Genomic DNA, 26,295 nt, shown 5'->3' with positions numbered 1-26,295 from the left:
AACTATTCATGCGTACCACATCAATTGCGAAAGTTGCGGCTTTATGCGGCTTGTTGGCTCTGTCAGGTTGTGCCTCTAAAATCACCCAGCCAGATAAATATTCTGGTTTTTTAAACAATTACTCCAACCTTCAAGAAACAACTTCAGCAACGGGCAAACCGGTATTACGCTGGGTTGATCCAAATTTTGATCAAAGTAAATATGACAGCATCGTCTGGAACCCAATCACCTATTATCCGGTGCCTAAACCTTCTACCCAGGTAGGGCAAAAAGTTCTGGATAGAATTTTGAGCTATACCAATACTGAAATGAAAGAAGCCATCTCACAGCGTAAACCACTGGTTACCACCGCTGGGCCTCGTAGTCTGATTTTCCGTGGTGCTATTACTGGTGTAGATACCAGCAAAGAAGGGTTACAGTTCTATGAAGTTGTTCCTGTCGCATTAGTGGTAGCGGGGACGCAAATGGCGACGGGTCACCGTACCATGGATACCCGCCTGTACTTTGAAGGTGAGCTGATTGATGCGGCTACCAACAAACCAGTTATCAAGGTGGTTCGTCAGGGCGAAGGTAAGGACCTGAACAACGAAAGCACACCAATGGCTTTCGAAAATATTAAGCAAGTTATTGATGACATGGCGACCGACGCGACCATGTTTGACGTTAACAAAAAATAATGCCAGTCGCGCCATCGCAAGATGGCGCTTCTGATTATCGGCTTCTGTCAGCGATCAAATTCAATACTACATAACAGACACCACCGGCAATTAATCCCCAAAACGCCGAGCCAATACCTACCAGCGTCAGCCCACTTGCCGTTACCAGAAAAGCCACCACAGCAGCGTCGCGCTCACGCTCATTATGCAAAGCCTGATACAAACTGCCTCCGATGGTACTTAACAGCGCCAGACCAGCCAGCATCTGGATCCAACTTACAGGCAGGGCAGCCATCATCCCGGTAATGGCACTGCCAAACAGACCCGCCAGTAAATAAAAGACGCCAGCCGCAGCGGCAGCCAGCCAACGCTGATCTTTGTCCGGGTGCGCCTCCGGGCTCTGGCAAATAGCCGCAGTGATAGCCGCAATACCTACGGAATAGACGCCGAAAGGAGAAAACAGAAGCGCCAGTAATCCAGTAAATACAATCAATGGCGAAACAGGAGCTGAATACCCGGCGGCTTTCATCGCCGCAATCCCTGGCGCATTCTGCGATGCCATCGTCACCAGAAAAAGGGGGAGTGCAACGCTCAAACTGTGAGTAAACGAAAATTCAGGGGCGAGATAAGCGGGGAGAACTGGTTTGAAAACGATATCTTTTGTGACAACGTCACCTTGTGCGATAACGACCACGATCCCAACAATCATCGCCGCAATTACCGCATAACGCGGCGCAATAGCCTTTGTCGCCAGCCACGCCAGCAACATACTACCGCATAACATAAACTGACCATCCAGGCTGGCAAACGCCTGTAAACCAAAGCGTAACAAAATTCCGGCCAGCATTGCCGCTGCCAGCGAGTGCGGAATAATACGCATCAAGCGGGCGAATAATCCTGTCACACCACAGAGAACAATTAGCGCATTCGTGACAATAAAAACGCCGATGGCCTGGTTTAGCGTTAGTCCCTGTAACCCGGTGACCAGCAACGCAGCACCGGGCGTTGACCATGCGGTAAGAACAGGCACGCGATACCACAACGTCAGAGCCAGCGTACTGACTCCCATTGCCAGCCCCAGCGCCGTCATCCAGCCGGAAATTTGCTCTGTGGTGGCTCCAGCGACAATCGCCGCTTGCCATATTATTGCCGCAGAGCTGGCATAACCAATCAATACCGCCAGAAACCCTGCAAGCAGTGTGGGAGGAGGAATGGAAAACAGACGCATAGTTACCTCGTGCGTTATAGCGTACAGGCACCGTAGCATTTGTCCGTTATAACGCACAAGTGATAAACTCCCGTTTTGCAGGAGGAGTCGCATGGAAAATCTCGCTCGCTTTTTATCCACTACGCTTAAACATCTTCGTCAGCAGCGAGGCTGGAGTCTTTCGCGGCTGGCTGAAGCGACGGGCGTTTCAAAAGCGATGTTAGGGCAGATTGAACGTAATGAATCCAGCCCGACGGTCGCAACATTATGGAAAATAGCTACTGGAATGAACGTACCGTTTTCGACGTTTATTTCGCCACCGCAGACCGCTACGCCATCCGTTTATGATCCACAACAGCAGGCAATGGTGATCACTTCTTTATTTCCTTATGATCCGCAACTCTGTTTTGAACATTTCTCGATCATGATGGCCCCTGGTGCAATAAGCGAATCGACGCCGCACGAAAAGGGTGTTATCGAGCATGTTGTCGTCATTGGTGGGCAGCTTGACCTGTGCGTTGGTGGTGAGTGGCGAAGCCTTAAAAGTGGAGAAGGTGAACGCTTTGCCGCAGATGTTGCCCATGCCTATTGCAACCGTGGCGAGCAAACCGTGCATTTTCATTCCATTATCCATTACCCGCGTAGTTGAACAGGAAAACTATTTCGCAACGTCGCGCTTGTGGCTAAAATAACCGCCTTTTTTCAGCTACTGGATAAGAAAGTGACCGTATCTTCTCATCGTCTTGAACTGTTAAGCCCGGCACGCGATGCCGCCATTGCCCGCGAAGCTATTTTGCACGGTGCCGATGCTGTTTATATCGGCGGCCCTGGTTTTGGTGCCCGTCATAACGCCAGTAATAGTCTGAAAGATATCGCCGAACTGGTGCCATTTGCCCACCGTTATGGCGCAAAAATTTTCGTCACGCTGAACACCATTTTGCATGACGACGAACTGGAACCGGCGCAACGACTGATTACCGATCTTTACCAGACAGGCGTAGATGCGCTGATTGTTCAGGACATGGGGATTCTGGAACTTGATATTCCGCCGATTGAACTGCACGCAAGTACGCAGTGTGATATTCGCACTGTAGAGAAAGCGAAGTTCCTCTCTGACGTTGGCTTTACCCAGATTGTGCTTGCGCGTGAGCTTAACCTGGAGCAGATTCGTGCGATTCATCAGGCCACGGACGCGACTATTGAGTTCTTTATTCATGGCGCATTGTGTGTGGCATATTCCGGTCAGTGCTACATTTCTCATGCACAAACGGGACGTAGCGCCAACCGTGGTGATTGCTCCCAGGCGTGCCGTTTGCCATACACGTTGAAAGACGATCAGGGGCGGGTGGTTTCCTATGAAAAACATCTGCTGTCGATGAAAGATAACGATCAGACTGCCAACCTTGGCGCGTTGATCGATGCGGGCGTGCGTTCTTTCAAGATTGAAGGCCGTTACAAAGATATGAGCTACGTGAAGAATATCACCGCCCATTATCGCCAGATGCTGGATGCCATTATTGAAGAGCGCGGCGATCTGGCTCGTGCTTCATCAGGTCGTACTGAACATTTCTTTGTGCCTTCGACAGAAAAAACCTTCCATCGTGGTAGCACCGACTACTTTGTTAACGCGCGTAAAGGTGACATTGGCGCGTTCGATTCGCCGAAATTTATCGGCCTGCCGGTGGGTGAAGTATTGAAAGTGGCGAAAGATCATCTCGATGTTGCCGTCACCGAGCCACTGGCAAATGGCGATGGCCTGAACGTAATGATTAAACGTGAAGTGGTTGGCTTTCGTGCCAATACGGTAGAGAAAACCGGAGAAAATCACTACCGCGTCTGGCCAAATGAAATGCCAGCAGATTTGCATAAAATTCGCCCACATCATCCGCTTAACCGTAACCTTGACCATAACTGGCAACAGGCACTGACGAAAACCTCCAGCGAGCGTCGGATCGCGGTAGACATTGAACTGGGTGGCTGGCAAGAACAACTCATTCTGACGTTAACCAGCGAAGAGGGCGTTAGCATCACTCATACCCTGGATGGGCAGTTCGACGAAGCGAATAACGCCGAAAAAGCGCTGAATAACCTGAAAGATGGCCTGGCAAAACTGGGGCAAACCATCTATTACGCCCGCGATGTGCGAATTAATTTGCCGGGGGCGCTGTTTGTGCCAAACAGTCTGTTAAATCAGTTCCGCCGTGAAGCCGTCGAAATGCTGGATGCTGCACGTCTTGCCAGCTACCAGCGCGGCAGTCGTAAACCGGTTGCTGAACCTGCGCCGGTTTATCCGCAAACGCATTTGAGCTTCCTTGCTAACGTCTACAACCATAAAGCACGCGAGTTCTATCATCGCTATGGCGTACAACTGATTGATGCGGCGTATGAAGCGCATGAAGAGAAGGGCGAAGTCCCGGTGATGATCACCAAACACTGCCTGCGCTTTGCCTTCAATCTGTGTCCGAAACAGGCGAAAGGTAATATTAAAAGCTGGAAGGCAACGCCGATGCAACTGGTTAACGGTGATGAAGTACTAACGCTGAAGTTTGATTGCCGCCCGTGTGAGATGCACGTCATCGGTAAAATCAAAAATCACATTCTGAAAATGCCGTTACCGGGAAGCGTTGTCGCATCTGTAAGCCCGGATGATCTGCTGAAAACATTGCCGAAGCGGAAAGGATAAAACGCAAGCTTTCAGGGGTATTCACAACTCATTGAATCTGCATGATATTGTTGCCGGATAAGGCGTTCATGCCACATCCGGCAACAAACGACTCAAGGTTGTCCCGTTTCTGGTTTGCGTGATTTTTGCCAGTAATAATGCTCGCGCAAACCTTCCGCCGACTCTTCCGCCACAGCCCGCAATTCATCGCTGTCCGCCTCATGACGCAGTTGATGATCCACATTCTTCACCCACAAAAATTCATGTCCTTTGTGTCCCGCCATGAGCTGTCCTGAGAACAGCGCACACGTTAATAAGACTACCGATAACGCTTTCGTAAACATCCCGCCACCCGTTTATTACACTTTGCCGCTATGATGCCGATAGTTTCTTTGAGTTATTATTCTGTTTTGCAAATTAGCGCAAAGAATTTTGGAACCTGCCTTCCTGATTTGGCACTGCTTTTCACCGTTGCGGCGAATTAGTGCTATTTTCGAGCAAATTAAAAAAGGAGGTAAACATTAATGTTTACTTTGTTGATATACTCAGCGGCAGGGAGGCGATGTGAAACAAAGCGAGTTCAGACGTTGGCTCTAATCTCAGGGCGTAGATGTGGCGAATGGCAGCAACCATTTGAAACTCAGGTTTCAGGGGCGACGTAGTGTCATGCCGCGTCACCCCAGTGACGAGATCAAAGAACCATTGCGTAAAGCAATCCTGAAACAACTCGGTTTAAATTAATCGCCATAAGAAGGTTAATGACATGCGAGAGACAGTCAAAATTATGCGTTATCCCGTCACTCTTACACCTGCGCCGGAAGGCGGTTATGTGGTTTCTTTTGTAGATATCCCTGAAGCGTTAACGCAGGGAGAAACTGTTGCTGAAGCGATGGAAGCAGCAAAAGATGCCTTACTCACCGCATTTGATTTTTATTTTGAAGATAACGAGCTAATCCCGTTGCCTTCGCCATTAAATAACAACGATCACTTTGTTGAAGTGCCTTTAAGTGTCGCTTCTAAGGTATTGCTGTTAAATGCTTTTTTGCAGTCAGATATCACCCAGCAAGAGCTGGCGAGGCGGATTGGTAAACCCAGGCAGGAGATCACTCGCTTGTTTGATTTGCATCATGCGACAAAAATCGACGCCGTCCAGCTTGCGGCTAAAGCCCTGGGCAAAGAGTTATCGCTGGTAATGGTTTAATTACAGTTAACGTAAAGTTGTCATTTTTAACAACTGATATAGACTGCCGGATCACCTGCACATAATAACGATCCAATTAATGAAAAAATACCAGCAGCTCGCAGAACTATTACGTGAGCAAATTGCGTCAGGCATCTGGCAACCCGGCGATCGCCTGCCTTCTCTACGTGAACAGGTTGCGCTTTCTGGCATGAGCTTTATGACTGTCGGTCATGCTTATCAGTTGCTCGAAAGTCAGGGGTATATTATTGCGCGGCCGCAGTCAGGTTATTACGTTGCGCCGCGCACGGTGAAATCACCGCAGGCACCTGCTATTCCGGTAACGCGTGATGAAACGGTCGATATTAACACCTATATTTTTGATATGTTGCAGGCCAGTCGCGATCCATCGGTAGTACCGTTTGCTTCAGCCTTTCCCGATCCGCACCTGTTTCCGCTACAGCAACTGAACCGCTCGCTGGCGCAGGTGAGTAAAACCGCCACGGCGATGAGCGTGATTGAAAACTTGCCGCCAGGGAATGCAGAACTGCGTCAGGCTATTGCTCGTCGCTATGCCTTACAAGGCATCACTATTTCTCCTGATGAAATTGTCATTACCGCCGGGGCGTTAGAGGCATTAAACCTCAGTTTGCAAGCGGTCACTGAACCGGGCGATTGGGTGATTGTCGAGAATCCTTGTTTCTACGGCGCGTTGCAGGCGCTGGAGCGGCTACGGTTGAAAGCGTTATCGGTGGCGACGGACGTTAAAGACGGGATAGATCTTCAGGCGCTGGAGCTGGCGTTACAGGAGTATCCGGTCAAAGCCTGCTGGCTGATGACTAATAGCCAGAATCCACTCGGATTTACCTTAACGCCACAGAAAAAAGCGCGGCTGGTAGCGTTGCTCAATCAGTACAACGTGATGTTAATTGAAGATGACGTTTACAGTGAGCTTTACTTTGGTCGGGAAAAACCGCTACCCGCGAAAGCGTGGGATCGTCACGATGGTGTACTGCTTTGCTCATCATTTTCTAAATGTCTGGTGCCAGGTTTTCGCATTGGTTGGGTCGCCGCCGGAAAACATGCACGCAAAATCCAGCGATTGCAGTTGATGAGCACGCTTTCCACAAGTTCGCCAATGCAGCTTGCACTGGTGGATTACCTTTCTACTCGCCGTTACGATGCCCATCTTCGTCGTCTACGTCGCCAGCTTGCGGAACGTAAACAACGCGCCTGGCAGGCACTGCTGCGTTATCTGCCTGCGGAAGTCAAAATTCATCATAATGACAGCGGTTATTTTCTCTGGCTGGAGCTTCCCGAACCGTTAGATGCGGGCGAATTAAGTGTTCAGGCATTGGCGAATCACATCAGCATTGCGCCGGGTAAAATGTTTTCTACTGGCGAAAGTTGGTCACGTTTTTTCCGTTTTAATACTGCATGGCAGTGGGGGGAGCGCGAAGAACGGGCGGTTAAACAATTAGGTCACCTTATTAAAGAATACCTGAAATAGATCCCCATTTAATTTCTCTCAGGTTGGGTAATATGAATTTCTAATACAAGCTATATTTCCTAACCCCTTGTCTATACTCCAGAAGATAGCTTCTCAAACGGCATAATGCGCGTTAGCTCACATCCTGATTAAATTTTCTCGGGGGCGAGGGTGCGCCTGCAAGCCGCCGTCTATGGTTAAACAAGGAGATATTTTTACGGCACGGCGGCTGAACAATTAATTACGACAGGAGTAAGACTTTATGAGCAAGACATTTGCCCGCAGCAGCCTGTGTGCGCTTACCATGACATTAATGACCGCCCACGCCGCCGAACAGCCTACAAATTTGGATAAACCGGAAGGACGACTGGATATTATCGCCTGGCCGGGATACATCGAACGCGGACAAACCGATAAACAATACGACTGGGTGACGCAATTTGAAAAAGAAACAGGTTGTGCGGTCAATGTGAAAACTGCGGCGACTTCCGATGAAATGGTCAGCCTGATGACCAAAGGAGGTTACGATCTGGTCACGGCGTCCGGCGATGCCTCGCTGCGTTTGATTATGGGTAAACGCGTGCAGCCGATTAATACCGCATTGATTCCCAACTGGAAAACGCTCGATCCGCGCGTGGTTAAAGGCGACTGGTTTAACGTGGGTGGAAAAGTCTATGGCACGCCATATCAATGGGGTCCGAACCTGTTGATGTACAACACCAAAACCTTCCCGACACCACCAGATAGCTGGCAAGTGGTTTTTGTTGAGCAGAATCTACCGGACGGTCAGAGTAATAAAGGCCGCGTACAGGCTTATGACGGCCCTATCTACATTGCAGATGCTGCGCTGTTCGTCAAAGCGACTCAGCCGCAGTTGGGTATCTCCGATCCATACCAACTCACTGAACAACAGTATCAGGCAGTACTGAAAGTGCTGCGCGATCAACATAGTTTGATCCATCGCTACTGGCATGACACTACCGTGCAAATGAGCGATTTCAAAAACGAGGGAGTGGTCGCTTCCAGTGCCTGGCCCTATCAGGCCAACGCCTTGAAAGCCGAAGGCCAGCCTGTCGCTACCGTTTTCCCGAAAGAGGGCGTTACCGGTTGGGCTGACACCACCATGCTACATAGCGAAGCGAAACATCCGGTTTGCGCCTACAAATGGATGAACTGGTCATTAACGCCGAAGGTGCAGGGCGATGTAGCGGCCTGGTTTGGTTCGCTGCCGGTAGTACCGGAAGGCTGCAAAGCCAGTCCGTTGCTGGGCGATAAAGGCTGTGAAACCAACGGCTTTAACTATTTCGATAAAATCGCCTTCTGGAAAACGCCTATAGCCGAAGGGGGCAAGTTTGTTCCCTACAGTCGCTGGACGCAGGATTACATTGCCATTATGGGCGGTCGTTAACTTCGCTGGGGTGTTTTATGACGTACGCAGTGGAGTTTGACAACGTCTCGCGGTTGTACGGCGACGTGCGCGCGGTAGATGGCGTCAGTATTGCGATAAAAGATGGTGAGTTCTTCTCTATGCTGGGACCGTCCGGTTCCGGCAAAACCACCTGCCTGCGCCTGATTGCTGGCTTCGAACAGCTTTCCGGCGGGGCGATTGCTATCTTTGGCAAACCGGCCAGTAATCTACCACCGTGGGAGCGGGACGTGAATACCGTCTTCCAGGACTACGCGCTGTTTCCCCATATGTCGATTCTCGAGAATGTGGCCTACGGGCTGATGGTTAAAGGCGTGGATAAAAAGCAGCGGTACGCAATGGCGCAAGAGGCGCTGGAGAAAGTGGCGTTGGGGTTTGTACAGCAACGTAAACCGTCACAGCTTTCTGGTGGTCAGCGCCAGCGAGTCGCCATCGCCAGAGCGCTGGTGAACGAACCGCGCGTGTTGTTGCTGGATGAACCGCTCGGCGCACTGGATCTCAAATTGCGCGAACAAATGCAGCTTGAGCTGAAAAAGCTGCAACAGTCGCTCGGTATCACTTTTATTTTCGTTACCCACGATCAGGGCGAAGCGTTATCGATGTCCGATCGTGTGGCGGTTTTCAATAATGGACGCATTGAACAGGTCGATTCCCCGCGCGATCTCTATATGCGCCCGCGCACGCCGTTTGTTGCGGGATTCGTCGGGACATCCAACGTTTTTGATCCGCTAATGGCCGAGAATCTTTGCGGCATGGTGGGCAGTTTTGCCCTGCGGCCGGAACATATTCGCCTGAATACACCAGATGAAGTGCAGGCCAATGGCACGATTCAGGCGGTGCAATATCAGGGGGCAGCCACACGTTTTGAACTGAAACTTAACAGCGGTGAAAAACTGCTGGTTAGCCAGGCAAATGTAACGGGCGAAGACTTACCCAACACGCTCACGGCTGGTCAACAGGTGATGGTTTCCTGGGCGCGTGATGTGATGGTGCCACTGGTTGAGGAGAGGTGAATGGCGATGAACGTATTGCAATCACCTTCACGTCCTGGTCTGGGTAAGGTGTCCGGTTTCTTCTGGCGTAATCCGGGGCTGGGGCTGTTTTTGCTGCTGCTTGGCCCTCTAATGTGGTTTGGTATTGTCTATTTCGGCTCGCTGCTGACGTTGTTATGGCAGGGCTTTTATACCTTTGACGATTTCACCATGTCGGTAACGCCGGAACTGACGCTGGCGAATATCCGTGCGCTGTTTAATCCGGCGAATTACGACATCATTCTCCGCACACTGACAATGGCTGTGGCAGTCACTATCGCCAGTGCCATTCTGGCCTTTCCGATGGCGTGGTATATGGCGCGCTATACCAGCGGCAAAATGAAAGCGTTCTTTTACATTGCGGTGATGTTGCCCATGTGGGCAAGCTACATTGTTAAAGCCTATGCCTGGACCTTATTGCTGGCTAAAGACGGTGTGGCGCAGTGGTTTTTACAACATCTGGGGCTGGAACCACTGCTGACAGCGTTCCTTACATTACCAGCGGTGGGCGGTAATACGCTGTCAACTTCTGGGCTAGGGCGCTTTCTGGTGTTTCTCTATATCTGGTTGCCGTTCATGATCCTGCCTGTGCAGGCGGCGCTTGAGCGTTTGCCGCCGTCATTGTTGCAGGCGTCGGCTGATCTTGGCGCGCGTCCACGGCAAACCTTTCGTTATGTGGTGCTGCCGCTGGCGATCCCAGGCATCGCGGCTGGCTCTATCTTTACCTTTTCGCTCACACTGGGTGATTTTATCGTCCCACAGCTGGTTGGCCCGCCAGGGTATTTTATCGGCAATATGGTCTACTCCCAGCAGGGAGCGATTGGCAATATGCCGATGGCTGCGGCTTTTACTCTGGTGCCGATAGTCCTTATCGCACTCTATCTGGCGTTCGTGAAACGTCTGGGAGCGTTCGATGCACTCTGAACGCGCACCGTTTTTCCTCAAACTGGCGGCCTGGGGCGGCGTGGTTTTCCTACATTTTCCCATCCTTATTATTGCTGCCTATGCTTTTAATACTGAAGAAGCCGCATTTAGCTTCCCCCCGCAAGGTCTGACACTGCGCTGGTTTAGCGTGGCAGCACAGCGTAGTGATATTCTTGATGCCGTGACACTGTCACTTAAAGTGGCGGCGCTGGCAACATTAATTGCGCTGGTGTTAGGGACGCTGGCAGCTGCCGCGCTGTGGCGACGAGACTTTTTCGGCAAAAACGCCATTTCTCTGTTACTGCTGCTGCCTATTGCGCTGCCAGGCATTGTTACTGGTCTGGCGTTATTAACCGCGTTTAAAACCATCAATCTGGAGCCGGGATTTTTCACCATCGTGGTCGGTCATGCGACTTTTTGCGTAGTGGTGGTGTTTAACAATGTCATTGCCCGTTTTCGCCGCACCTCGTGGAGTCTGGTTGAGGCGTCAATGGATCTTGGGGCTAATGGCTGGCAAACCTTTCGTTATGTGGTGTTGCCGAATCTCAGTTCGGCGCTACTGGCAGGAGGGATGCTGGCGTTTGCCTTGTCGTTCGATGAAATCATCGTTACGACCTTTACGGCAGGCCATGAACGGACGTTACCGTTGTGGTTGCTCAATCAGCTTGGGCGACCACGTGATGTACCGGTAACCAACGTGGTGGCACTGCTGGTTATGTTGGTAACAACCTTGCCGATCCTGGGGGCCTGGTGGCTAACCCGCGAAGGCGACAATGGTCAATAACCACTGATACAGGAATATGCTATGCAACATAAGTTACTGATTAACGGAGAACTGGTTAGCGGCGAAGGGGAAAAACAGCCTGTCTATAATCCGGCAACGGGGGACGTTGTACTGGAGATTGCCGAGGCATCGGCAGAGCAAGTTGATGCTGCTGTTCGCGCGGCAGATGCGGCATTTGCCGAATGGGGGCAAACCACACCGAAGGTGCGCGCAGAATGCCTGCTGAAACTGGCTGATGTTATTGAAGAAAATGGTCAGGTTTTTGCCGAACTGGAGTCTCGTAACTGTGGCAAGCCTCTGCATAGTGCGTTCAATGATGAAATTCCTGCGATTGTCGATGTTTTTCGCTTTTTCGCCGGAGCTGCTCGCTGCCTGAATGGTCTGGCGGCAGGAGAATATCTCGAGGGACATACTTCGATGATCCGCCGCGATCCGCTGGGCGTTGTGGCTTCTATTGCCCCCTGGAATTACCCATTGATGATGGCTGCATGGAAACTGGCTCCGGCACTGGCGGCGGGGAACTGCGTGGTACTGAAGCCATCAGAAATCACGCCGCTGACCGCACTAAAACTGGCAGAGCTGGCGAAAGATATCTTCCCGCCGGGCGTGATCAATGTACTGTTTGGCCGGGGCCAGACCGTGGGCGATCCGCTGACCGGGCATCAAAAAGTGCGCATGGTTTCGCTGACGGGGTCTATCGCCACCGGTGAGCACATCATCAGCCATACCGCGCCATCCATTAAGCGCACCCACATGGAGTTAGGCGGCAAAGCGCCGGTCATTGTTTTTGATGATGCTGATATTGAAGCTGTGGTTGAAGGTGTCCGCACGTTTGGTTATTACAACGCTGGTCAGGATTGCACCGCAGCTTGTCGAATCTATGCGCAAAAAGGCATTTACGATGCGCTGGTGGAAAAACTCGGCGCCGCTGTCGCAACCTTGAAATCGGGCGCGCCGGATGACGAATCAACAGAACTGGGGCCGTTGAGTTCCCAGGCTCATCTCGACCGCGTCAGCAAAGCAGTGGAAGAGGCGAAAGCGACGGGACACATTAAAGTGATCACCGGTGGGGAGAAACGAAAAGGTAACGGTTATTACTATACGCCGACGCTGCTGGCAGGCGCGTTGCAAGAAGATGCTATCGTTCAAAGAGAGGTATTTGGTCCAGTGGTGAGCGTGACTGTCTTCGATAATGAAGAACAGGTAGTGAACTGGGCAAATGATAGCCAGTATGGCTTAGCCTCTTCAGTGTGGACGAAAGATGTGGGGCGGGCGCATCGCGTTAGTGCACGTCTGCAATATGGCTGCACATGGGTCAATACCCATTTCATGCTGGTAAGTGAAATGCCGCACGGTGGTCAGAAACTTTCAGGTTATGGCAAGGATATGTCACTTTATGGGCTGGAGGATTACACCGTTGTCCGCCACGTAATGGTTAAACATTAAGGATAATATTGTAGCCAGGGAGAGTGTGAGAAGATCTAACACACTGTCAGAGAGTTGATATCTCTCTGACAGTGTGTACTGCGTGCAATATCGCTACATCAAATAAACCAACCAAATCTCATAGAGATAAGAGCAAACAATCCAACAGCAGCAAAGAGATTTATAAGCACTACAGTTCTACTGGAAACATTCATATTTTGCCACCTTTTGTCATAGCCCCTATGTGTATAGTACGGGTTAAGTAAATCTGCAATAATACTCATTCTGAAGATGGACAAGGGAAGCTCCCGGGTTATGGAAATATCTCAAACGGGTTGAAAAACTTGATGTGCATCAAAAAATAACGCATATTTGCGCGCGTTTTATTCCTCTGGCTGGATGCCCGTACATGTCTCTTTATCAATGCCTGCTTGTTTTTTATGCTGTTATGGCAGCTATCGCGTTTGTTACTACCTGGTTTCTTTCCCACGAGAAGAAGCACATTCGTTTTCTGAGCGCCTTCCTGGTAGCGGTGACCTGGCCGATGAGTTTTCCGGTGGCGCTGCTGTTTTCGCTGTTTTAAATCTTGAGCACTAGCTTGACGGCACAACGCAGACTTATATCATTTGGGAGAATCGATAATTTTCACAAGTGGCTAAGGAGAAAGTATGTCGCATCTGGAAGAGGTCATCGCACGCGTGGATGCAGCGATTGATGAGAGCGTCATTGCCCATATGAACGAATTATTAATCGCCCTGAGCGATGACGCAGAGTTAAGCCGGGAAGAACGTTACACTCAGCAGCAGCGTTTGCGTACAGCAATCGCTCATCACGGGCGTAAGCATAAAGAAGATATGGAAGCTCGCCACGAACAGTTAACCAAAGGCGGCACTATCCTGTGATTAAAACGAGCGTCTGGCCACCAGCCAGGCGCCAACCACAAGTAAAATTGCGCCACAAATTGGGCCGATCAACGCCCGTAATGGCACGCCATGGCTACGCAAAATATCCAGCACCAGCCCTCCAATCAACTGACTGGCGACCAGTACTGCAATGGTCGTAGCTGCCCCCACATTCTGATATCCGCTGATACTGGCAAAGACAAAAAATGATCCCAGCAAGCCAGGAATCAGTGTCCACCAACGCACACTGGAAACCAGTTCGCCAAACCCTGCCATCCCTTGTTTAAACCATAAAATGGAGACGAATAGCACAATCCCCACCAGTGAGTTCAGCAACATGGCGATGAGAATGGTAGAGGAGGTCTGGGTGATGCGCACCATCAGCGTGTTTTGCACCACCAGGCCAATTCCGGCGGCAATCAAAAAGGCAAGGGTGAGCGACTGATTCATCCAATCGCGTCCGGTTCAGTGCGCTCGTCGAGTTGCAACTGCATAAATGTCAGATCCAGCCAACGACCAAATTTAGTGCCTACCTGCGGCATTTGTGCGGTGACGACAAATCCCAGAGACTGGTGGAGATGCAGCGAGGCCAGATTTTGCGATTCGATCCCGGCGACCATGACATGCTTCCCGCAATCCCGCGCTTCATCGATCAATCGGCTTAACAATTTACGCCCAAGACCTTTGCCCTGATGATCGGGATGGACATAAACCGAATGTTCCACGGTATGGCGAAAACCATCGAAACTACGCCAGTCGCCAAACGAGGCATATCCCGTCACTACGCCGTTTTCCTCGCTCACCAGCACTGGATAACCTGCTAAAGTCCGCGCTTCAAACCAGGCAATGCGGTTATCTGCATCCACAGTTTGGTCATTCCAGATAGCCGCCGTATACAACACGGCGTGGTTATAAATTTCCGCAATAGCAGCACAATCGGCTTTGCAGGCAAAACGGATGGACATATCTGGCCTCGATTAAATATTGATGATGATGTTATCAATACTATCGAAAACAGCCGGAAGCAACGCAATCTACAATGAAATTATTGCGTGTTGTGGGAGGAATGTGATGCATACAGACAAATATAACCACGTGTGCCTGCTACCATTGATCGATTCATGCCAAAAGCACAGGAGAGCATTATGGGGCAACAAAAGCAGCGTAACCGCCGTTGGGTTCTGGCCTCGCGTCCGCATGGCGCGCCGGTTCCGGAGAATTTTCGTCTTGAAGAAGATGATGTCGCCACACCGGGTGAAGGACAGGTGTTACTGCGCACAGTTTATTTGTCACTGGACCCGTATATGCGTGGACGAATGAGCGATGAGCCATCTTATTCACCGCCCGTTGATATTGGCGGGGTGATGGTCGGCGGTACGGTGAGCCGTGTCGTGGAGTCGAATCATCCTGATTACCAGCCTGGCGACTGGGTGCTTGGCTACAGTGGATGGCAGGACTATGACATATCCAGTGGCGATGAACTGGTGAAACTTGGCGATCATCCGCAAAATCCTTCGTGGTCACTGGGTGTGCTGGGGATGCCCGGCTTTACCGCTTATATGGGCCTGCTGGATATCGGTCAGCCCAAAGAGGGCGAAACGTTGGTGGTCGCTGCAGCGACAGGACCAGTGGGGGCGACGGTGGGGCAAATCGGAAAACTTAAAGGTTGTAGGGTAGTTGGAGTGGCCGGTGGCGCGGAAAAATGCCGCCATGCTACCGAGGTGCTGGGCTTCGATGTTTGCCTTGACCACCACGCGGATGATTTTGCCGGGCAGCTGGCGAAAGCGTGTCCGAAAGGGATTGATATCTATTATGAAAACGTTGGCGGGAAGGTGTTTGATGCCGTGCTGCCGTTGCTTAATACCTCCGCGCGTATTCCTGTCTGTGGCTTAGTAAGCGGCTATAATGCGACGGAGTTGCCATCGGGGCCAGACCGTTTACCGTTGTTGATGGCCACGGTGCTAAAAAAACGTATTCGCCTGCAAGGCTTTATTATCAGTCAGGATTATGGCCACCGAATCCATGAGTTCCAGCAGGAGATGGGACAATGGGTGAAAGAGGGTAAAATTCACTATCGTGAACAAATTACCAACGGTTTGGAGAACGCACCGCAGACGTTTATCGGCCTGCTGAGCGGCAAAAACTTCGGCAAAGTTGTTATTCGCGTCGCGGATGATGACTAAAGATACGGCGGCGGCGTAAAGCCGCCACAAAAATCCAGGCAAAAATCTTATTTCCAGCTTTAATTAACTAATCACATCACTGTTCTGTAGCTAATAACAATAAAGATGAGTGGATAATGATTATTCAGCTTCATACACCAGGTAAACGACTTCTGCTATACCGGCAGAGTTGGAACGAATACACCTGAAGGAAATAACATGCCTGGAACGGAAAAAATATCGCATATCAGTTTGACTATGCAGGTTGAGAACGACCTGAAACATCAGCTTAGTATTGGCGCACTGAAACCTGGTGCACGCTTGATCACTAAAAATCTGGCGGAGCAATTAGGCATGAGTATTACACCCGTGCGTGAAGCACTATTACGCCTGGTTTCGGTTAATGCGCTCTCTGTCGCACCTGCACAAGCATTTACAGTACCGGAAGTAAGGCAAAGTCAATTAGACGAAATCAATCGGATCCGCTACGAACTGGAATTAATGGCAGTTGCCCTGGCTGTTGAAAACATTTCCTCGCAAGACATAGCGGAACTTCAGGAATTGCTCGAGAAATTACAGCAGGCGCAAGAAAACGGCGATATGGAACAACTCATTAATGCAAACAAACTATTTCGCTTAGCGATTTATCATCGTTCAAAAATGCCCATTCTGTGTGAAATGATTGAGCAATTATGGGTCAGGATGGGACCTGGTTTACATTATCTTTATGAAGCGATTAATCCAGCGGAATTACGTGAGCGTATTGAAAGCTATCATGTACTATTCGCCGCGTTAAAAGCAAAAGACAAAGAGGGATGCAGACATTGTCTTGCTGAAATTATGCAAAAAAACGTTGCTATGTTGTGCCAGCAATACAGTTGTTAAATTAAAACGCCCGGCAAATATCGGGCATCAATGTATACTCGTCATACTTCAAGTTGCATGTGCTACGTCTGCGGGTTATTCGGCCCATCCATGGGCCTCACCCCTTACGGGGCCGCTGCAACTCGAATTATTTAGAGTATAGTTATTCAAATCGCCATGCGATATTCACGCCCACACCATAATTACGCCCGGGAGCTGGTTCGTAATATCGATCATTTGATTCATTAACAATCACCGATCCGACATATTCTTTATCGAATAAATTATCGACACGACCAAATAAATCCATAGTTAGATTGTGGTAATTGTATTTATACCCGGTAAATAAGCCGACGAGAGTATAAGAAGGCGCTTTGGCCGTATTTTCATCATCTGCCATTATATCGCCCATGTAACGCGCTTCCGTGCCTGCATACCAGCCATCTTCCGGTACATAACCTATCGACGCAAAACCCATATTACGGGCGATCCCTGGCATCCGGTTACCGTTACAATCCTGTTCACTGCAAACATTGCTGCGATAGGTGGCATCAAGCCAGGTCCAGGACGCTTTTACGCGAAAATCTCCCGCGAAACGTTGATCCCATGCCAGTTCAGCGCCCTGACGACGCGTTTTACCGGCATTTTTATACGTGGTGCGTCCACCGCTACTGCTATCGACAACAATTTCATCATCGGTGTCGGTCTGGAACAATGCAAGACTAAGCAACCCATCACCAATACGCGTTTTACTGCCGATCTCAATTGTATCGTTGGTGGATGGTTTTAAACCAAAGTTCATACCGCTTTGCCCATCAGCGCGATAAGACAGTTCATTAATCGTCGGCGTTTCAAAACCACGCCCGGCTGCCAGATAGATATTCCAGGCATTGGTCATTGCATATTTTAGCGATCCGGCTGGTAGCCATTTGTGATAACTGGCATCACCGCTATCATCGCCGTTACCCGGAGTAACGTAATGATCGTTGGAATCAAACCATACGGAGCTGTAGCGCACGCCAGCATCCAGCGAAAGTTTTTCGTTCAGCTGCCACTGTGTCTGTAAATAGGGATCGACGTTCCACATCAGATTGCGTTCGTCGCGGCGCAACTCACCTTTTTGCCCGTACTCCGGCACGCCGCTATTCAGGCGAAAATTATTGTAGCCTTTGCGGTTTTCACTCATGTTTTCGTAGTTCAGGCCGGTAGTGAACGTGACCGGAACGCCCAGTTCACCTCGGTGTGTCCAGCGGCTGTCTATCCCCTGGTAATGGCGTTGCAGAGTAATCACGCCGCCCGCATGCGACGGGTTAAGTTGCGGTGTCATTGGGATTGACTGATACTGGGTCGTTTCTCGCTCTCCGGCATACATCATCACACTCATATCATCCCGCGAACTCAGGCTACGCTCATAGCGCAGCCCAGCCTGAGTTTGCTTGATGGTTTTTCGCGTGTCGTACTGTTCAGCGCGTGGCGCTTGTTGCGGATTCGCCTTCCATTCTGCTTCGGTTAATCCACCTGGATCATCTGCTTTGATATCCACGCTGTTGAAAATCAGGCTTAATTTGCTGGCGTCATCAATGCGTACGCCCAGTTTGGCATTGGCTAAATTTTTCTGTGCACCACTATGGTCACGATAGCCGTGGGTCGTAAAGCGTGTGGTTGAGACGGTGTAATCGACATCGCCAGGCTGTGTGCCGTCGCCCGTTGCGCCCGTTGCTTTCAGCCCATAGCGCCAGCTGCCAAAACTGCCATAGTAACTACTGGCTTCAATGGTTGGCGGCTGTTGCCCGGTTTGAGTAGTGACATTCATCACCCCGCCAGACGCGTTGCCATACAGGGCAGAGAAGGGGCCACGCAGCACTTCCACATTTTGCACACTGCTTAAATCGATGTTAGATGTTTGCCCTTGTCCGTCGGGCATGGTGGCGGGAATACCGTCCACATACAGGCGAATACCGCGAATTCCGTAAGTGGAGCGGGAACCAAATCCGCGAATCGACAGCTGTAAATCTTGCGCATAGTTCTGCCGGTTTTGTACCTGCAAACCAGGCACGCTGGTCAGTGATTCAGACAAATTGATGCGCGGTGTTGCCAGGCGCATCTCCTCGCCATCCACCGCGCTAACGGCTGCTGGCGTATCCAGCTCGGAAATCACTTGTGGCGCGGCACTGACAATCATGGTTTGTTCATTGGTTGCAAAAGCGGAAGGAGAAAGGGCAATCAGTGCGGGCAAAATGGTCTGTCGGACGGAAAAAATCTTCATGAAAAAGCCAGGTTAAGAATGGGAATACTCCGTCATGGTAATAAAATTGTAAATTTATGGAAAACGAAACGGCACAATACGTTAAGTAATTGAGGAAATTGTAGTCGTAACGACAAGAAATACTCCACATTTGAGAAAATAATGATTACCATTCCCATTTATAACAAGAGTGTAACGATGATTACGCTCAGCGAAGCATTGTGAAGCAGCAAAAATATCGGTTCATCAAAGGGAGTCGTCATGCATTTACGTCATCTGTTTTCATCGCGCCTGCGTGGTTCATTACTGTTAGGTTCATTGCTCGTTGCTTCATCATTCAGTACGCAGGCCGCAGAAGAAATGCTGCGTAAAGCGGTAGGTAAAGGTGCCTACGAAATGGCTTATAGCCAGCAGGAGAACGCGCTGTGGCTTGCTACTTCGCAAAGCCGCAAACTGGATAAAGGCGGCGTGGTTTATCGTCTCGATCCGGTCACTCTGGAAGTGACTCAGGCGATCCATAACGATCTCAAGCCGTTTGGTGCCACCATCAATAACACGACTCAGACGTTGTGGTTTGGTAACACCGTAAACAGCGCGGTCACGGCGATAGATGCCAAAACGGGCGAAGTGAAAGGGCGTCTGGTGCTGGATGATCGTAAGCGCACGGAAGAGGTGCGCCCGTTGCAGCCGCGTGAGCTGGTAGCTGACGATGCCACGAACACGGTTTACATCAGTGGTATTGGCAAAGAGAGCGTGATTTGGGTCGTTGATGGCGAGAATATCAAACTGAAAACCGCCATCCAGAACACCGGTAAAATGAGCACTGGTTTAGCGCTGGATAGTAAAGGCAAACGTCTTTACACCACTAACGCTGACGGCGAATTGATTACCATCGACACCGCCGACAATAAAATCCTCAGCCGTAAAAAGCTGCTGGATGACGGCAAAGAGCACTTCTTTATCAACATCAGCCTTGATACCGCCAATCAGCGTGCATTTATCACCGATTCAAAAGCGGCAGAAGTGTTAGTGGTCGATACCCGTAATGGCAATATTCTGGCGAAGGTTGCGGCACCGGAATCACTGGCTGTGCTGTTTAACCCAGCGCGTAATGAAGCCTACGTGACGCATCGTCAGGCGGGTAAAGTTAGTGTGATTGGTGCGAAAAGCTATAAGGTGGTGAAAACGTTCGATACGCCGACTCATCCGAATAGCCTGGCGCTGTCTGCCGATGGCAAAACGCTGTATGTCAGTGTTAAACAAAAATCCACTAAACAGCAGGAAGCTACCCAGCCGGACGATGTGATTCGTATTGCGCTGTAATCGACACAGGGGAGTTTGTCTTTCGTAGGCCGGATGCGGCGCTAGCGCCGCATCCGGCTTTAAACCGAGCAATTATGCAATTAACTCGTCGTTTCAGGCTTAAACACAATTTCCTGTTTTTCTTCATCTTCCTCGATGACTGGCGCAGTGCTGTGAATTTCAGCAACGCGTTTGCGCACACCAAACCAGCCTATAACCAGCAGAATACCGATAATCGGCAGCGCAGCGATGGTATAAGTCCCGTTCGGGTAATCGAACGCCATCAGCACCAGCACGCACAGCAAAAACAGTAGCGTCAGCCAGGATGTGAAGGGCGCGCCAGGCAGTTTAAAACTGACGTCCGCTGCTTTGCCTTCTTTAATCGCTTTACGTAGGCGCATCTGGCACACGATGATAAACGCCCACGAGGCGATAATTCCCAGCGACGCGAAGTTCAGGACAATCTCAAATACGCGAGACGGCACCAGATAGTTCAGGAATACGCCAACAACATAAACGACCAACGTCGCCAGAATCCCGGCATACGGCACATGCTGACGGCTCATTTTCGCCATAAAACTCGGTGCGGAACCGCCCATCGCCATCGAGCGCAGAATACGTCCGGTGCAGTACAGACCTGAGTTCAGGCTGGAGAGGGCAGCGGTCAGCACTACAATGTTCATAATGCTGCCGATGTACGGCACACCCAGTTTAGAGAAGAATGTCACGAACGGACTTTGCCCCGCCTGATACGCGCTCCACGGCAATAACATAACCAGCAACACCACGGAGCCGACGTAAAACAGACCAATACGCCAAATCACACTGTTAATCGCTTTAGGCACCATGGTCTGCGGATCTTTACATTCTCCGGCAGCTGTACCAACCATTTCAATGGAGGCAAAAGCAAACACTACGCCCTGAATCAACACCAGCGCAGGCAGCAAACCGTGGGGGAAGAAGCCGCCGTTATCGGTAATTAAATGAAAGCCAGTGGTGTTGCCATCCAGCGGCTGACCGCTACCGAGGAACACTGTACCCACGACCAAAAAGGTCACAATGGCGAGCACTTTAATAAGCGCAAACCAGAACTCCATCTCCGCAAACCATTTCACACCGATCATATTCATGGTGCCAACGATGGTCAGCGCAGCGAGCGCAAAGACCCACTGCGGCACGCCGCCAAACGCACCCCAGTAATGCATATACAGAGCGACGGCGGTAATATCGACAATCCCCGTCATCGCCCAGTTGATGAAGTACATCCAGCCAGCAACGTAAGCGGCTTTCTCTCCTAAAAACTCTCGGGCATAAGAGACAAAACTGCCACTGGAAGGGCGATGTAATACTAACTCACCCAATGCACGCAGAATAAAAAACGAAAACAAGCCACATATTAAATAAACCAGTGCCAGCGCAGGACCTGCCATTTGCAGTCGGGCTCCTGCACCTAAAAACAAACCGGTGCCAATCGCGCCGCCGATGGCGATCATCTGCACCTGGCGATTGCCCATCGCTTTGTGATACCCCTCTTCGTGGGCATTAAGCCAGCGGCGTTTCGCGGCGTGTTGATCTGAAGTGTCGGTGTCGTGTTTACTCATTGTTCTCCCTGATTGCTTTAATGAAAAAGTCATATAAGTTGCCATGAACAATGTTTATTCATCCTGGCGATGACAAGATTCACCATTATTCTTTATGGGTATAACTGTCGGCGCAGAATCCTACCCGTTATCGTGTAATGATGCAAAATAATCCCGCTATAAATGTGTGGGGATAATGGCGGCTAGCGACAAAGTCGCAACCTGATGAAATTATGACGGAAAAACCACTTTTGGTTCGATGATACTCGACGGTCGCCGACTTTTTCACCACTCGTTCGTTGCTCTGAACGCCAGTGGTTGCAGTGGACACAGGTGTGGTTGGTCGTCGCTGATTATCATTGAATAGTGAAGGACTAGCGTATGACTGGTTTCAGGGGTAATACGCCAAAGACCAATACAATTGCTGATTAGAAATGCCAGTTACCGACGTTACAGAAAATGCCAAAAAATGTAAGAGGGATATAGGGTGATAAACGCGCTATTGCCCAACAGAAACTTCTTGAATTAGTCCCGTTCCAGGGACATTACAACCCTTAAAACATTACTTCAATATAATCAATGTGTATATCATTCTCGATATTAATTTATGAAGTGAATTTGATATATTCCGAATTCTTAATTTACATTACTAATGTATGGGGCATAACGTTAAGATGGCTATGTGCAGATTAAGATATCAGGGTGGGGCGGTAGCGTTTACAGATATTAATTAATTGATGAAAATTATGTTACCCGTGCAATCATTTACATCAACTATTGATATTGAAGATAGATAAATAAAGATGCTGAGAACCAATGTTAAGGAATCGTAATGGAAATCGTTGAGAACTTGCTTTGATTTCATTGTCTATGAAGATGATGCCATCAATACTGCATAAAGTGGAAATGTTGAACATCAAAGAGAACCCTATTTAATAAATAATAAAAGAGCATTTGTTTTTATCTGAAAAATATTATCTCCAGGAGGAATGATATGTCATTAAGGAGAATGACATCTGGTGAATTAACATTAGCCAGATCGATTTTTGAGAATACACTTGATTATAACAAGGTATGGATCCACAATGAAAAATATTTGCCAGGTCAAGGGGAAAGAACAGCGATGACCCCAAACGGGGAAATGTATTATCCTGATGCTGTTTATAGTTCAGATTTTTCATCGCAAGCAATGCCTGGCGATCGTGAAACAGTAGCAGGTGCTTCTCACTTGTTTATCCATGAAATGATGCATGTTTGGCAATATCAGAAAGGGTATTCAGTTAAGTTACGTGGTTTATTTTCCTGGGCGGCAAATTATCATTACGATCTTAATTTACAGTCAATTTCTTCTTATTCCATGGAACAACAAGCATCTATAGTTTCTGATTATTGGCTATTGATTAACTATGGACTGGTAGCTGATTTGGCAAATGTTAACTATGTAGGTGATACAACTGAATCAGTGGACACTTTATCGAAAAATACAAAAAGGTACTTAATTTATTTCCTGCTGGCGTCATATGAAGAGATTCTTTTTGTTGCTCTTTTTGTCGGGATGCACTGTTGGTGATTATGTTCGCCCATTGTTGCCCGGTAATATATATTTACAAGACGGACGGGTTTGTTCAAAACCAGACGATGGGAATATGATTTCAAATTATATTTTGTATGAAGGTAAATATGGCAATGCAATAAAACTGAAAAGAGTGACTGGTCAGTTCGATCCCGTATGCATTGACATAAATAAGCTATCTCCAGATGTTATTTATATCGGAAAATATATGCTCTCTTCCGGAAGTGATAAAGAATACTATGGTTTTAGCATAATTAGGTCAGGGGAGCGTATTTTAAGACTTGATGATAATCATACTAAATAACAAATTAAATAGTTTCATTGATTTTATTAATGTGCTTTAGGTGAATATTTTCATCAGGTTAACATGACTATGGTATATATAGTTGATAGTATCTTCAGTAGCATTCATAAGTATTGAGATGTTTTATGCCAACTACGAATATATTGCATATTTTACTCTCTGTAAGATTTCTTATTAGCACTTGGCCATTTCTAGTTAAAAGGATTAATTATGAGTTTTACAGCTACAGATTATCCATCCGGTGCACTAATTGGATCGGGTACACATAACGTGACTTTGAGCGGCAGTGCAGTTCCTGATGGAATGTTACTGTTTGCAAGCTTGGGGGGTACAGAAACAGTAGGGGAACTATTTACTTATTCTATTAAATTAAAAACTCCTGACATCCTGAACCTGGGCTATGTTTCCCCCGCAGCCAACCTGCAGCTCAAACCGATGGTGGGCAAAGATCTGTGCGTCCATATCGAATTGGATGACGGCGGAAAACGTTATATCAGCGGGCTGGTGACGGCGGCACGCGTGGCTGGTCATCAAGGACGTTCGGTGGTGTATGAACTGCGGATCGAACCGTGGTTAAAAATACTGACCCACACTAGTGACTACAAAGCGTTTCAGAATAAAAACGTGGTGGACATTCTGGATGAGGTACTGGATGAGTACCCCTGGCCAGTCGAAAAACGACTGGTGGAAAATTATCCGACTCGTGCCTGGCAGGTGCAGTACGGTGAAACAGATTTCGATTTTATTCAGCGCCTGATGCAGGAATGGGGTATCTACTGGTGGTTTGAGCACAGCGAGAACAGTCACACGTTAGTGCTGGCTGATGCCATTAATGTCCACAAGGCATGCGCAGATTCGCCGCTGGTGTGTTATTACCAGAAAGGGCTGAAACTGGACAAGGAGTTTATCCATACCATCACAGCAAATGAAAGCCTGCGCAGCGGACAGTGGGTGCTGAATGATTTCGACTTTATGAAGCCGCGTTCACTGCTGAAGAGCACCGTGGCTAATCCGCGTGAAACCGGCCTTGCTGAATATGAGCACTATGAATGGCCGGGAGACTACTTCACAAAGAGTGAAGGTGAAATGCTGACACGCATCCGCATGGAAGAACAGCGTAGCCCCGGTAGTCGGGTACAGGGCAGCGGCAATATTCGTACCCTGATGACAGGTTTTACCTTCACCCTGGAAAACTATCCGACAGCCGAAGTGAACCGGGAATATCTGCTGGCACAGACCACGCTATTTATACAGGACAATGCGCAACACAGCGGCCAGGAGCAGCACTTTTCTTACTCAACCAGCTTTGAGTTACATCCCACCAATGAAGTTTACCGTCCGCAGCGAACCCTGAGCAAACCCCACACCAAAGGCCCACAGAGCGCCATCGTGACCGGCCCGGCGGGACAGGAAATCTGGACAGATAAATATGGAAGGGTGAAAGTTCAGTTTGGCTGGGATCGTTACGGTAAGAATGATGAAAACAGTTCCTGCTGGGTCCGTGTCAGTTATCCGTGGGCGGGTAAAGGATTCGGTGGCATTCAGATCCCGCGCATTGGTCAGGAAGTTCTGGTGGATTTCAAAAATGGTGATCCGGATTTACCCATTATCGTAGGGCGGACATACAACCAGGACACCATGCCACCGTGGGGACTACCGGGCGCAGCGACGCAAAGCGGGTTTTACAGCCACACCATCGGCGGCGGCCCAACCAATGCTAACGCCCTGCGTTTTGAGGATAAAACTGGCGGAGAAGAAATCTGGTTGCATGCCGAGAAAGATCAACGCATTGAAGTAAATAATAATGAAAGCCATTGGGTGGGCAATAATCGCCTTAAAGTCATTGATAAAACAGAAACTGCGATTATTGGTGAGAAACGTTCTCTAACAGTCCAGACAGATGATATCTCTCTCGCCGGAAGGGATAAAACGATTCAGACAGTGCAGAATTTACGCCTTGCTGCGGGAGATTCCATTATTCTTAGCTGCGGAGAAACTATCCTGCAAATGACCAGTGACGGAATATTTAATATAACCTGTAAGAATTTTAATATTACTGCAACAGAGAATGGAAAAATAAATACACAATCAGGGCAGCTTGATTTAAATATGAATAACAGAGCGGCAGATATACCTCCGCCTGGAACATTAGAGAAAACAGCCCTTCAGTTGGCGATAGACACCACATTCATGACTAAAAAATAAATAAAAACCCATCAATAAATAATTCATTAATTAAAAAGGACTCATACCATTATGACGGAGTACTATCTCAATGAAACTGTTGTAACTTTTCCTGGAAATATTATTCAGGACAGTACGATTAATATGCTGCGCCTCAGCGATCCCGACGCTGCACTAATTATCAGCCGGGGCCAGATGCAGGAAGGAGATGAATTAGCATCTCAGGTTGAACAGCAAATGAAAAAGCTGGAAAAGCAGGTAAAAGAACTGCGCTACACGCCCGTGCAGGTGACCCGCGTGGGGATTAATGACGCAGAGGAAGGGCTGGAAATACAGAGCCAGTTTCTCCGGGGTAACGAGCATGTGTACCAGTGCCAGGTGGCATTTGTATTGCC

25 protein-coding genes and 2 pseudogenes are annotated in these 26,295 nt (G+C 49.0%); 20 read left to right on the top strand and 7 right to left on the bottom strand.

Annotated elements, in window-relative coordinates; all coding sequences use genetic code 11:
- Window positions 1-8 precede the first annotated feature (8 nt).
- Window positions 9-677 (top strand): DUF3313 domain-containing protein, encoded by a 669-nt coding sequence (locus FEK66_RS17830; RefSeq protein WP_064527441.1) that lies wholly within the window; start codon window positions 9-11, stop codon window positions 675-677.
- Window positions 678-711: 34 nt separating this feature from the next.
- On the opposite strand, the gene ydcO is transcribed toward FEK66_RS17830, so the two are convergent.
- On the bottom strand, window positions 712-1,923 hold the full coding sequence (gene ydcO, locus FEK66_RS17825) for a BenE family transporter YdcO (RefSeq protein WP_138211521.1): 1,212 nt from the start codon (window positions 1,921-1,923) through the stop codon (window positions 712-714).
- 52 nt (window positions 1,924-1,975) lie between these two features.
- Between ydcO and FEK66_RS17820 the strand changes: the two genes are divergently transcribed.
- Both FEK66_RS17820 and rlhA read left to right on the top strand, forming a co-directional pair.
- Window positions 1,976-2,512, top strand: a complete 537-nt coding sequence (locus FEK66_RS17820; protein ID WP_130210213.1) for an XRE family transcriptional regulator — start codon at window positions 1,976-1,978, stop codon at window positions 2,510-2,512.
- 72 nt (window positions 2,513-2,584) lie between these two features.
- Window positions 2,585-4,546 (top strand): 23S rRNA 5-hydroxycytidine C2501 synthase, encoded by a 1,962-nt coding sequence (gene rlhA / locus FEK66_RS17815; protein ID WP_135493909.1) that lies wholly within the window; start codon window positions 2,585-2,587, stop codon window positions 4,544-4,546.
- A 92-nt stretch (window positions 4,547-4,638) separates the two neighbouring features.
- On the opposite strand, the gene FEK66_RS17810 is transcribed toward rlhA, so the two are convergent.
- The gene (locus FEK66_RS17810; RefSeq protein WP_130260851.1) at window positions 4,639-4,869 is read right to left on the bottom strand and encodes a YncJ family protein; all 231 of its coding nucleotides are present in this window, start codon (window positions 4,867-4,869) and stop codon (window positions 4,639-4,641) included.
- 220 nt (window positions 4,870-5,089) lie between these two features.
- On the opposite strand from FEK66_RS17810, the pseudogene FEK66_RS17805 reads away from it, so the two are divergent.
- From FEK66_RS17805 to patD, 8 genes and pseudogenes are all read left to right on the top strand, one after another.
- Window positions 5,090-5,266 (top strand): annotated as a pseudogene (locus FEK66_RS17805) (type II toxin-antitoxin system HicA family toxin).
- A gap of 43 nt (window positions 5,267-5,309) precedes the next feature.
- Entirely contained in the window at window positions 5,310-5,726 is a 417-nt protein-coding gene (gene hicB, locus FEK66_RS17800; protein ID WP_130210249.1) for a type II toxin-antitoxin system antitoxin HicB, read from the top strand.
- A gap of 79 nt (window positions 5,727-5,805) precedes the next feature.
- On the top strand, window positions 5,806-7,215 hold the full coding sequence (locus tag FEK66_RS17795; protein ID WP_135493889.1) for a PLP-dependent aminotransferase family protein: 1,410 nt from the start codon (window positions 5,806-5,808) through the stop codon (window positions 7,213-7,215).
- Window positions 7,216-7,456: 241 nt separating this feature from the next.
- Window positions 7,457-8,602 carry a putative ABC transporter substrate-binding protein YdcS gene (gene ydcS, locus FEK66_RS17790; protein WP_135493891.1) on the top strand — a complete coding sequence of 382 codons (1,146 nt, stop codon included), beginning with the start codon at window positions 7,457-7,459 and terminating at the stop codon, window positions 8,600-8,602.
- A 17-nt stretch (window positions 8,603-8,619) separates the two neighbouring features.
- Window positions 8,620-9,633: an ABC transporter ATP-binding protein gene (locus tag FEK66_RS17785; protein WP_138211517.1), complete on the top strand. Its 1,014-nt coding sequence runs from the start codon at window positions 8,620-8,622 to the stop codon at window positions 9,631-9,633.
- Window positions 9,634-10,575 (top strand): ABC transporter permease, encoded by a 942-nt coding sequence (locus FEK66_RS17780; RefSeq protein ID WP_001251315.1) that lies wholly within the window; start codon window positions 9,634-9,636, stop codon window positions 10,573-10,575.
- Window positions 10,565-11,359, top strand: coding sequence for an ABC transporter permease (locus FEK66_RS17775; protein ID WP_130260846.1), 795 nt, complete (start codon window positions 10,565-10,567; stop codon window positions 11,357-11,359). Before FEK66_RS17780 ends, FEK66_RS17775 begins: the two co-directional genes overlap by 11 nt.
- Window positions 11,360-11,380: 21 nt before the next feature.
- A complete protein-coding gene (patD, locus tag FEK66_RS17770) occupies window positions 11,381-12,805 on the top strand; it encodes an aminobutyraldehyde dehydrogenase (RefSeq protein WP_135493893.1) in 1,425 nt (474 codons plus the stop codon).
- 98 nt (window positions 12,806-12,903) lie between these two features.
- Here the strand turns inward: patD and yncL are convergent, their stop codons facing one another.
- Window positions 12,904-12,999: a stress response membrane protein YncL gene (yncL, locus tag FEK66_RS17765; protein WP_074399477.1), complete on the bottom strand. Its 96-nt coding sequence runs from the start codon at window positions 12,997-12,999 to the stop codon at window positions 12,904-12,906.
- Between the two features lie 194 nt (window positions 13,000-13,193).
- Here yncL and FEK66_RS17760 point away from each other — a divergent pair, with 194 nt between their 5' ends.
- Both FEK66_RS17760 and ydcY read left to right on the top strand, forming a co-directional pair.
- Window positions 13,194-13,367, top strand: coding sequence for a GhoT/OrtT family toxin (locus FEK66_RS17760; protein ID WP_135493895.1), 174 nt, complete (start codon window positions 13,194-13,196; stop codon window positions 13,365-13,367).
- Window positions 13,368-13,452: 85 nt separating this feature from the next.
- Window positions 13,453-13,686, top strand: a complete 234-nt coding sequence (gene ydcY, locus FEK66_RS17755) for a DUF2526 family protein YdcY (RefSeq protein ID WP_113649882.1) — start codon at window positions 13,453-13,455, stop codon at window positions 13,684-13,686.
- Here the strand turns inward: ydcY and FEK66_RS17750 are convergent, their stop codons facing one another.
- A complete protein-coding gene (locus FEK66_RS17750; protein ID WP_001548534.1) occupies window positions 13,687-14,136 on the bottom strand; it encodes a DMT family transporter in 450 nt (149 codons plus the stop codon).
- The gene (gene mddA, locus FEK66_RS17745; protein ID WP_130210195.1) at window positions 14,133-14,651 is read right to left on the bottom strand and encodes an L-methionine sulfoximine/L-methionine sulfone acetyltransferase; all 519 of its coding nucleotides are present in this window, start codon (window positions 14,649-14,651) and stop codon (window positions 14,133-14,135) included. The genes FEK66_RS17750 and mddA overlap by 4 nt, the downstream gene beginning before the upstream one ends.
- Before the next feature lie 180 nt (window positions 14,652-14,831).
- Between mddA and curA the strand changes: the two genes are divergently transcribed.
- Together curA and mcbR are read left to right on the top strand one after the other, a co-directional pair.
- On the top strand, window positions 14,832-15,869 hold the full coding sequence (gene curA, locus FEK66_RS17740) for an NADPH-dependent curcumin/dihydrocurcumin reductase (RefSeq protein WP_138211516.1): 1,038 nt from the start codon (window positions 14,832-14,834) through the stop codon (window positions 15,867-15,869).
- Between the two features lie 198 nt (window positions 15,870-16,067).
- Window positions 16,068-16,733, top strand: a complete 666-nt coding sequence (gene mcbR / locus FEK66_RS17735) for a colanic acid/biofilm transcriptional regulator McbR (RefSeq protein WP_130210191.1) — start codon at window positions 16,068-16,070, stop codon at window positions 16,731-16,733.
- A 142-nt stretch (window positions 16,734-16,875) separates the two neighbouring features.
- On the opposite strand, the gene pqqU is transcribed toward mcbR, so the two are convergent.
- Window positions 16,876-18,978, bottom strand: coding sequence for a TonB-dependent receptor PqqU (pqqU, locus tag FEK66_RS17730; protein ID WP_135493897.1), 2,103 nt, complete (start codon window positions 18,976-18,978; stop codon window positions 16,876-16,878).
- Window positions 18,979-19,218: 240 nt separating this feature from the next.
- On the opposite strand from pqqU, the gene FEK66_RS17720 reads away from it, so the two are divergent.
- Window positions 19,219-20,280, top strand: coding sequence for a YncE family protein (locus tag FEK66_RS17720; RefSeq protein ID WP_135493899.1), 1,062 nt, complete (start codon window positions 19,219-19,221; stop codon window positions 20,278-20,280).
- Window positions 20,281-20,360: 80 nt separating this feature from the next.
- Here the strand turns inward: FEK66_RS17720 and ansP are convergent, their stop codons facing one another.
- Window positions 20,361-21,860, bottom strand: coding sequence for an L-asparagine permease (ansP, locus tag FEK66_RS17715; protein WP_131161496.1), 1,500 nt, complete (start codon window positions 21,858-21,860; stop codon window positions 20,361-20,363).
- Window positions 21,861-22,833: 973 nt separating this feature from the next.
- Between ansP and FEK66_RS17705 the strand changes: the two are divergent.
- From FEK66_RS17705 to FEK66_RS17690, 4 genes and pseudogenes are all read left to right on the top strand, one after another.
- A pseudogene (locus FEK66_RS17705) lies at window positions 22,834-23,363 on the top strand (type IV secretion protein Rhs).
- Complete coding sequence (locus tag FEK66_RS17700; RefSeq protein ID WP_130210181.1) at window positions 23,360-23,716, top strand: hypothetical protein; 357 nt, start codon at window positions 23,360-23,362, stop codon at window positions 23,714-23,716. Before FEK66_RS17705 ends, FEK66_RS17700 begins: the two are co-directional and overlap by 4 nt.
- Window positions 23,717-23,926: 210 nt before the next feature.
- Window positions 23,927-25,921 (top strand): type VI secretion system tip protein TssI/VgrG, encoded by a 1,995-nt coding sequence (gene tssI, locus FEK66_RS17695; protein WP_135493901.1) that lies wholly within the window; start codon window positions 23,927-23,929, stop codon window positions 25,919-25,921.
- A gap of 51 nt (window positions 25,922-25,972) precedes the next feature.
- Window positions 25,973-26,295, top strand: a 323-nt coding sequence (locus FEK66_RS17690) for a DcrB-related protein (protein ID WP_138211515.1), incomplete at its 3' end; no start/stop codon positions are given.

It is taken from the genome of Escherichia sp. E1130 (assembly GCF_005781065.1).
Taxonomy (GTDB): Bacteria; Pseudomonadota; Gammaproteobacteria; order Enterobacterales; family Enterobacteriaceae; genus Escherichia.
Note: the sequence above shows the minus strand (reverse complement) of the source record. Positions and strands in the feature narration are given on the sequence as shown.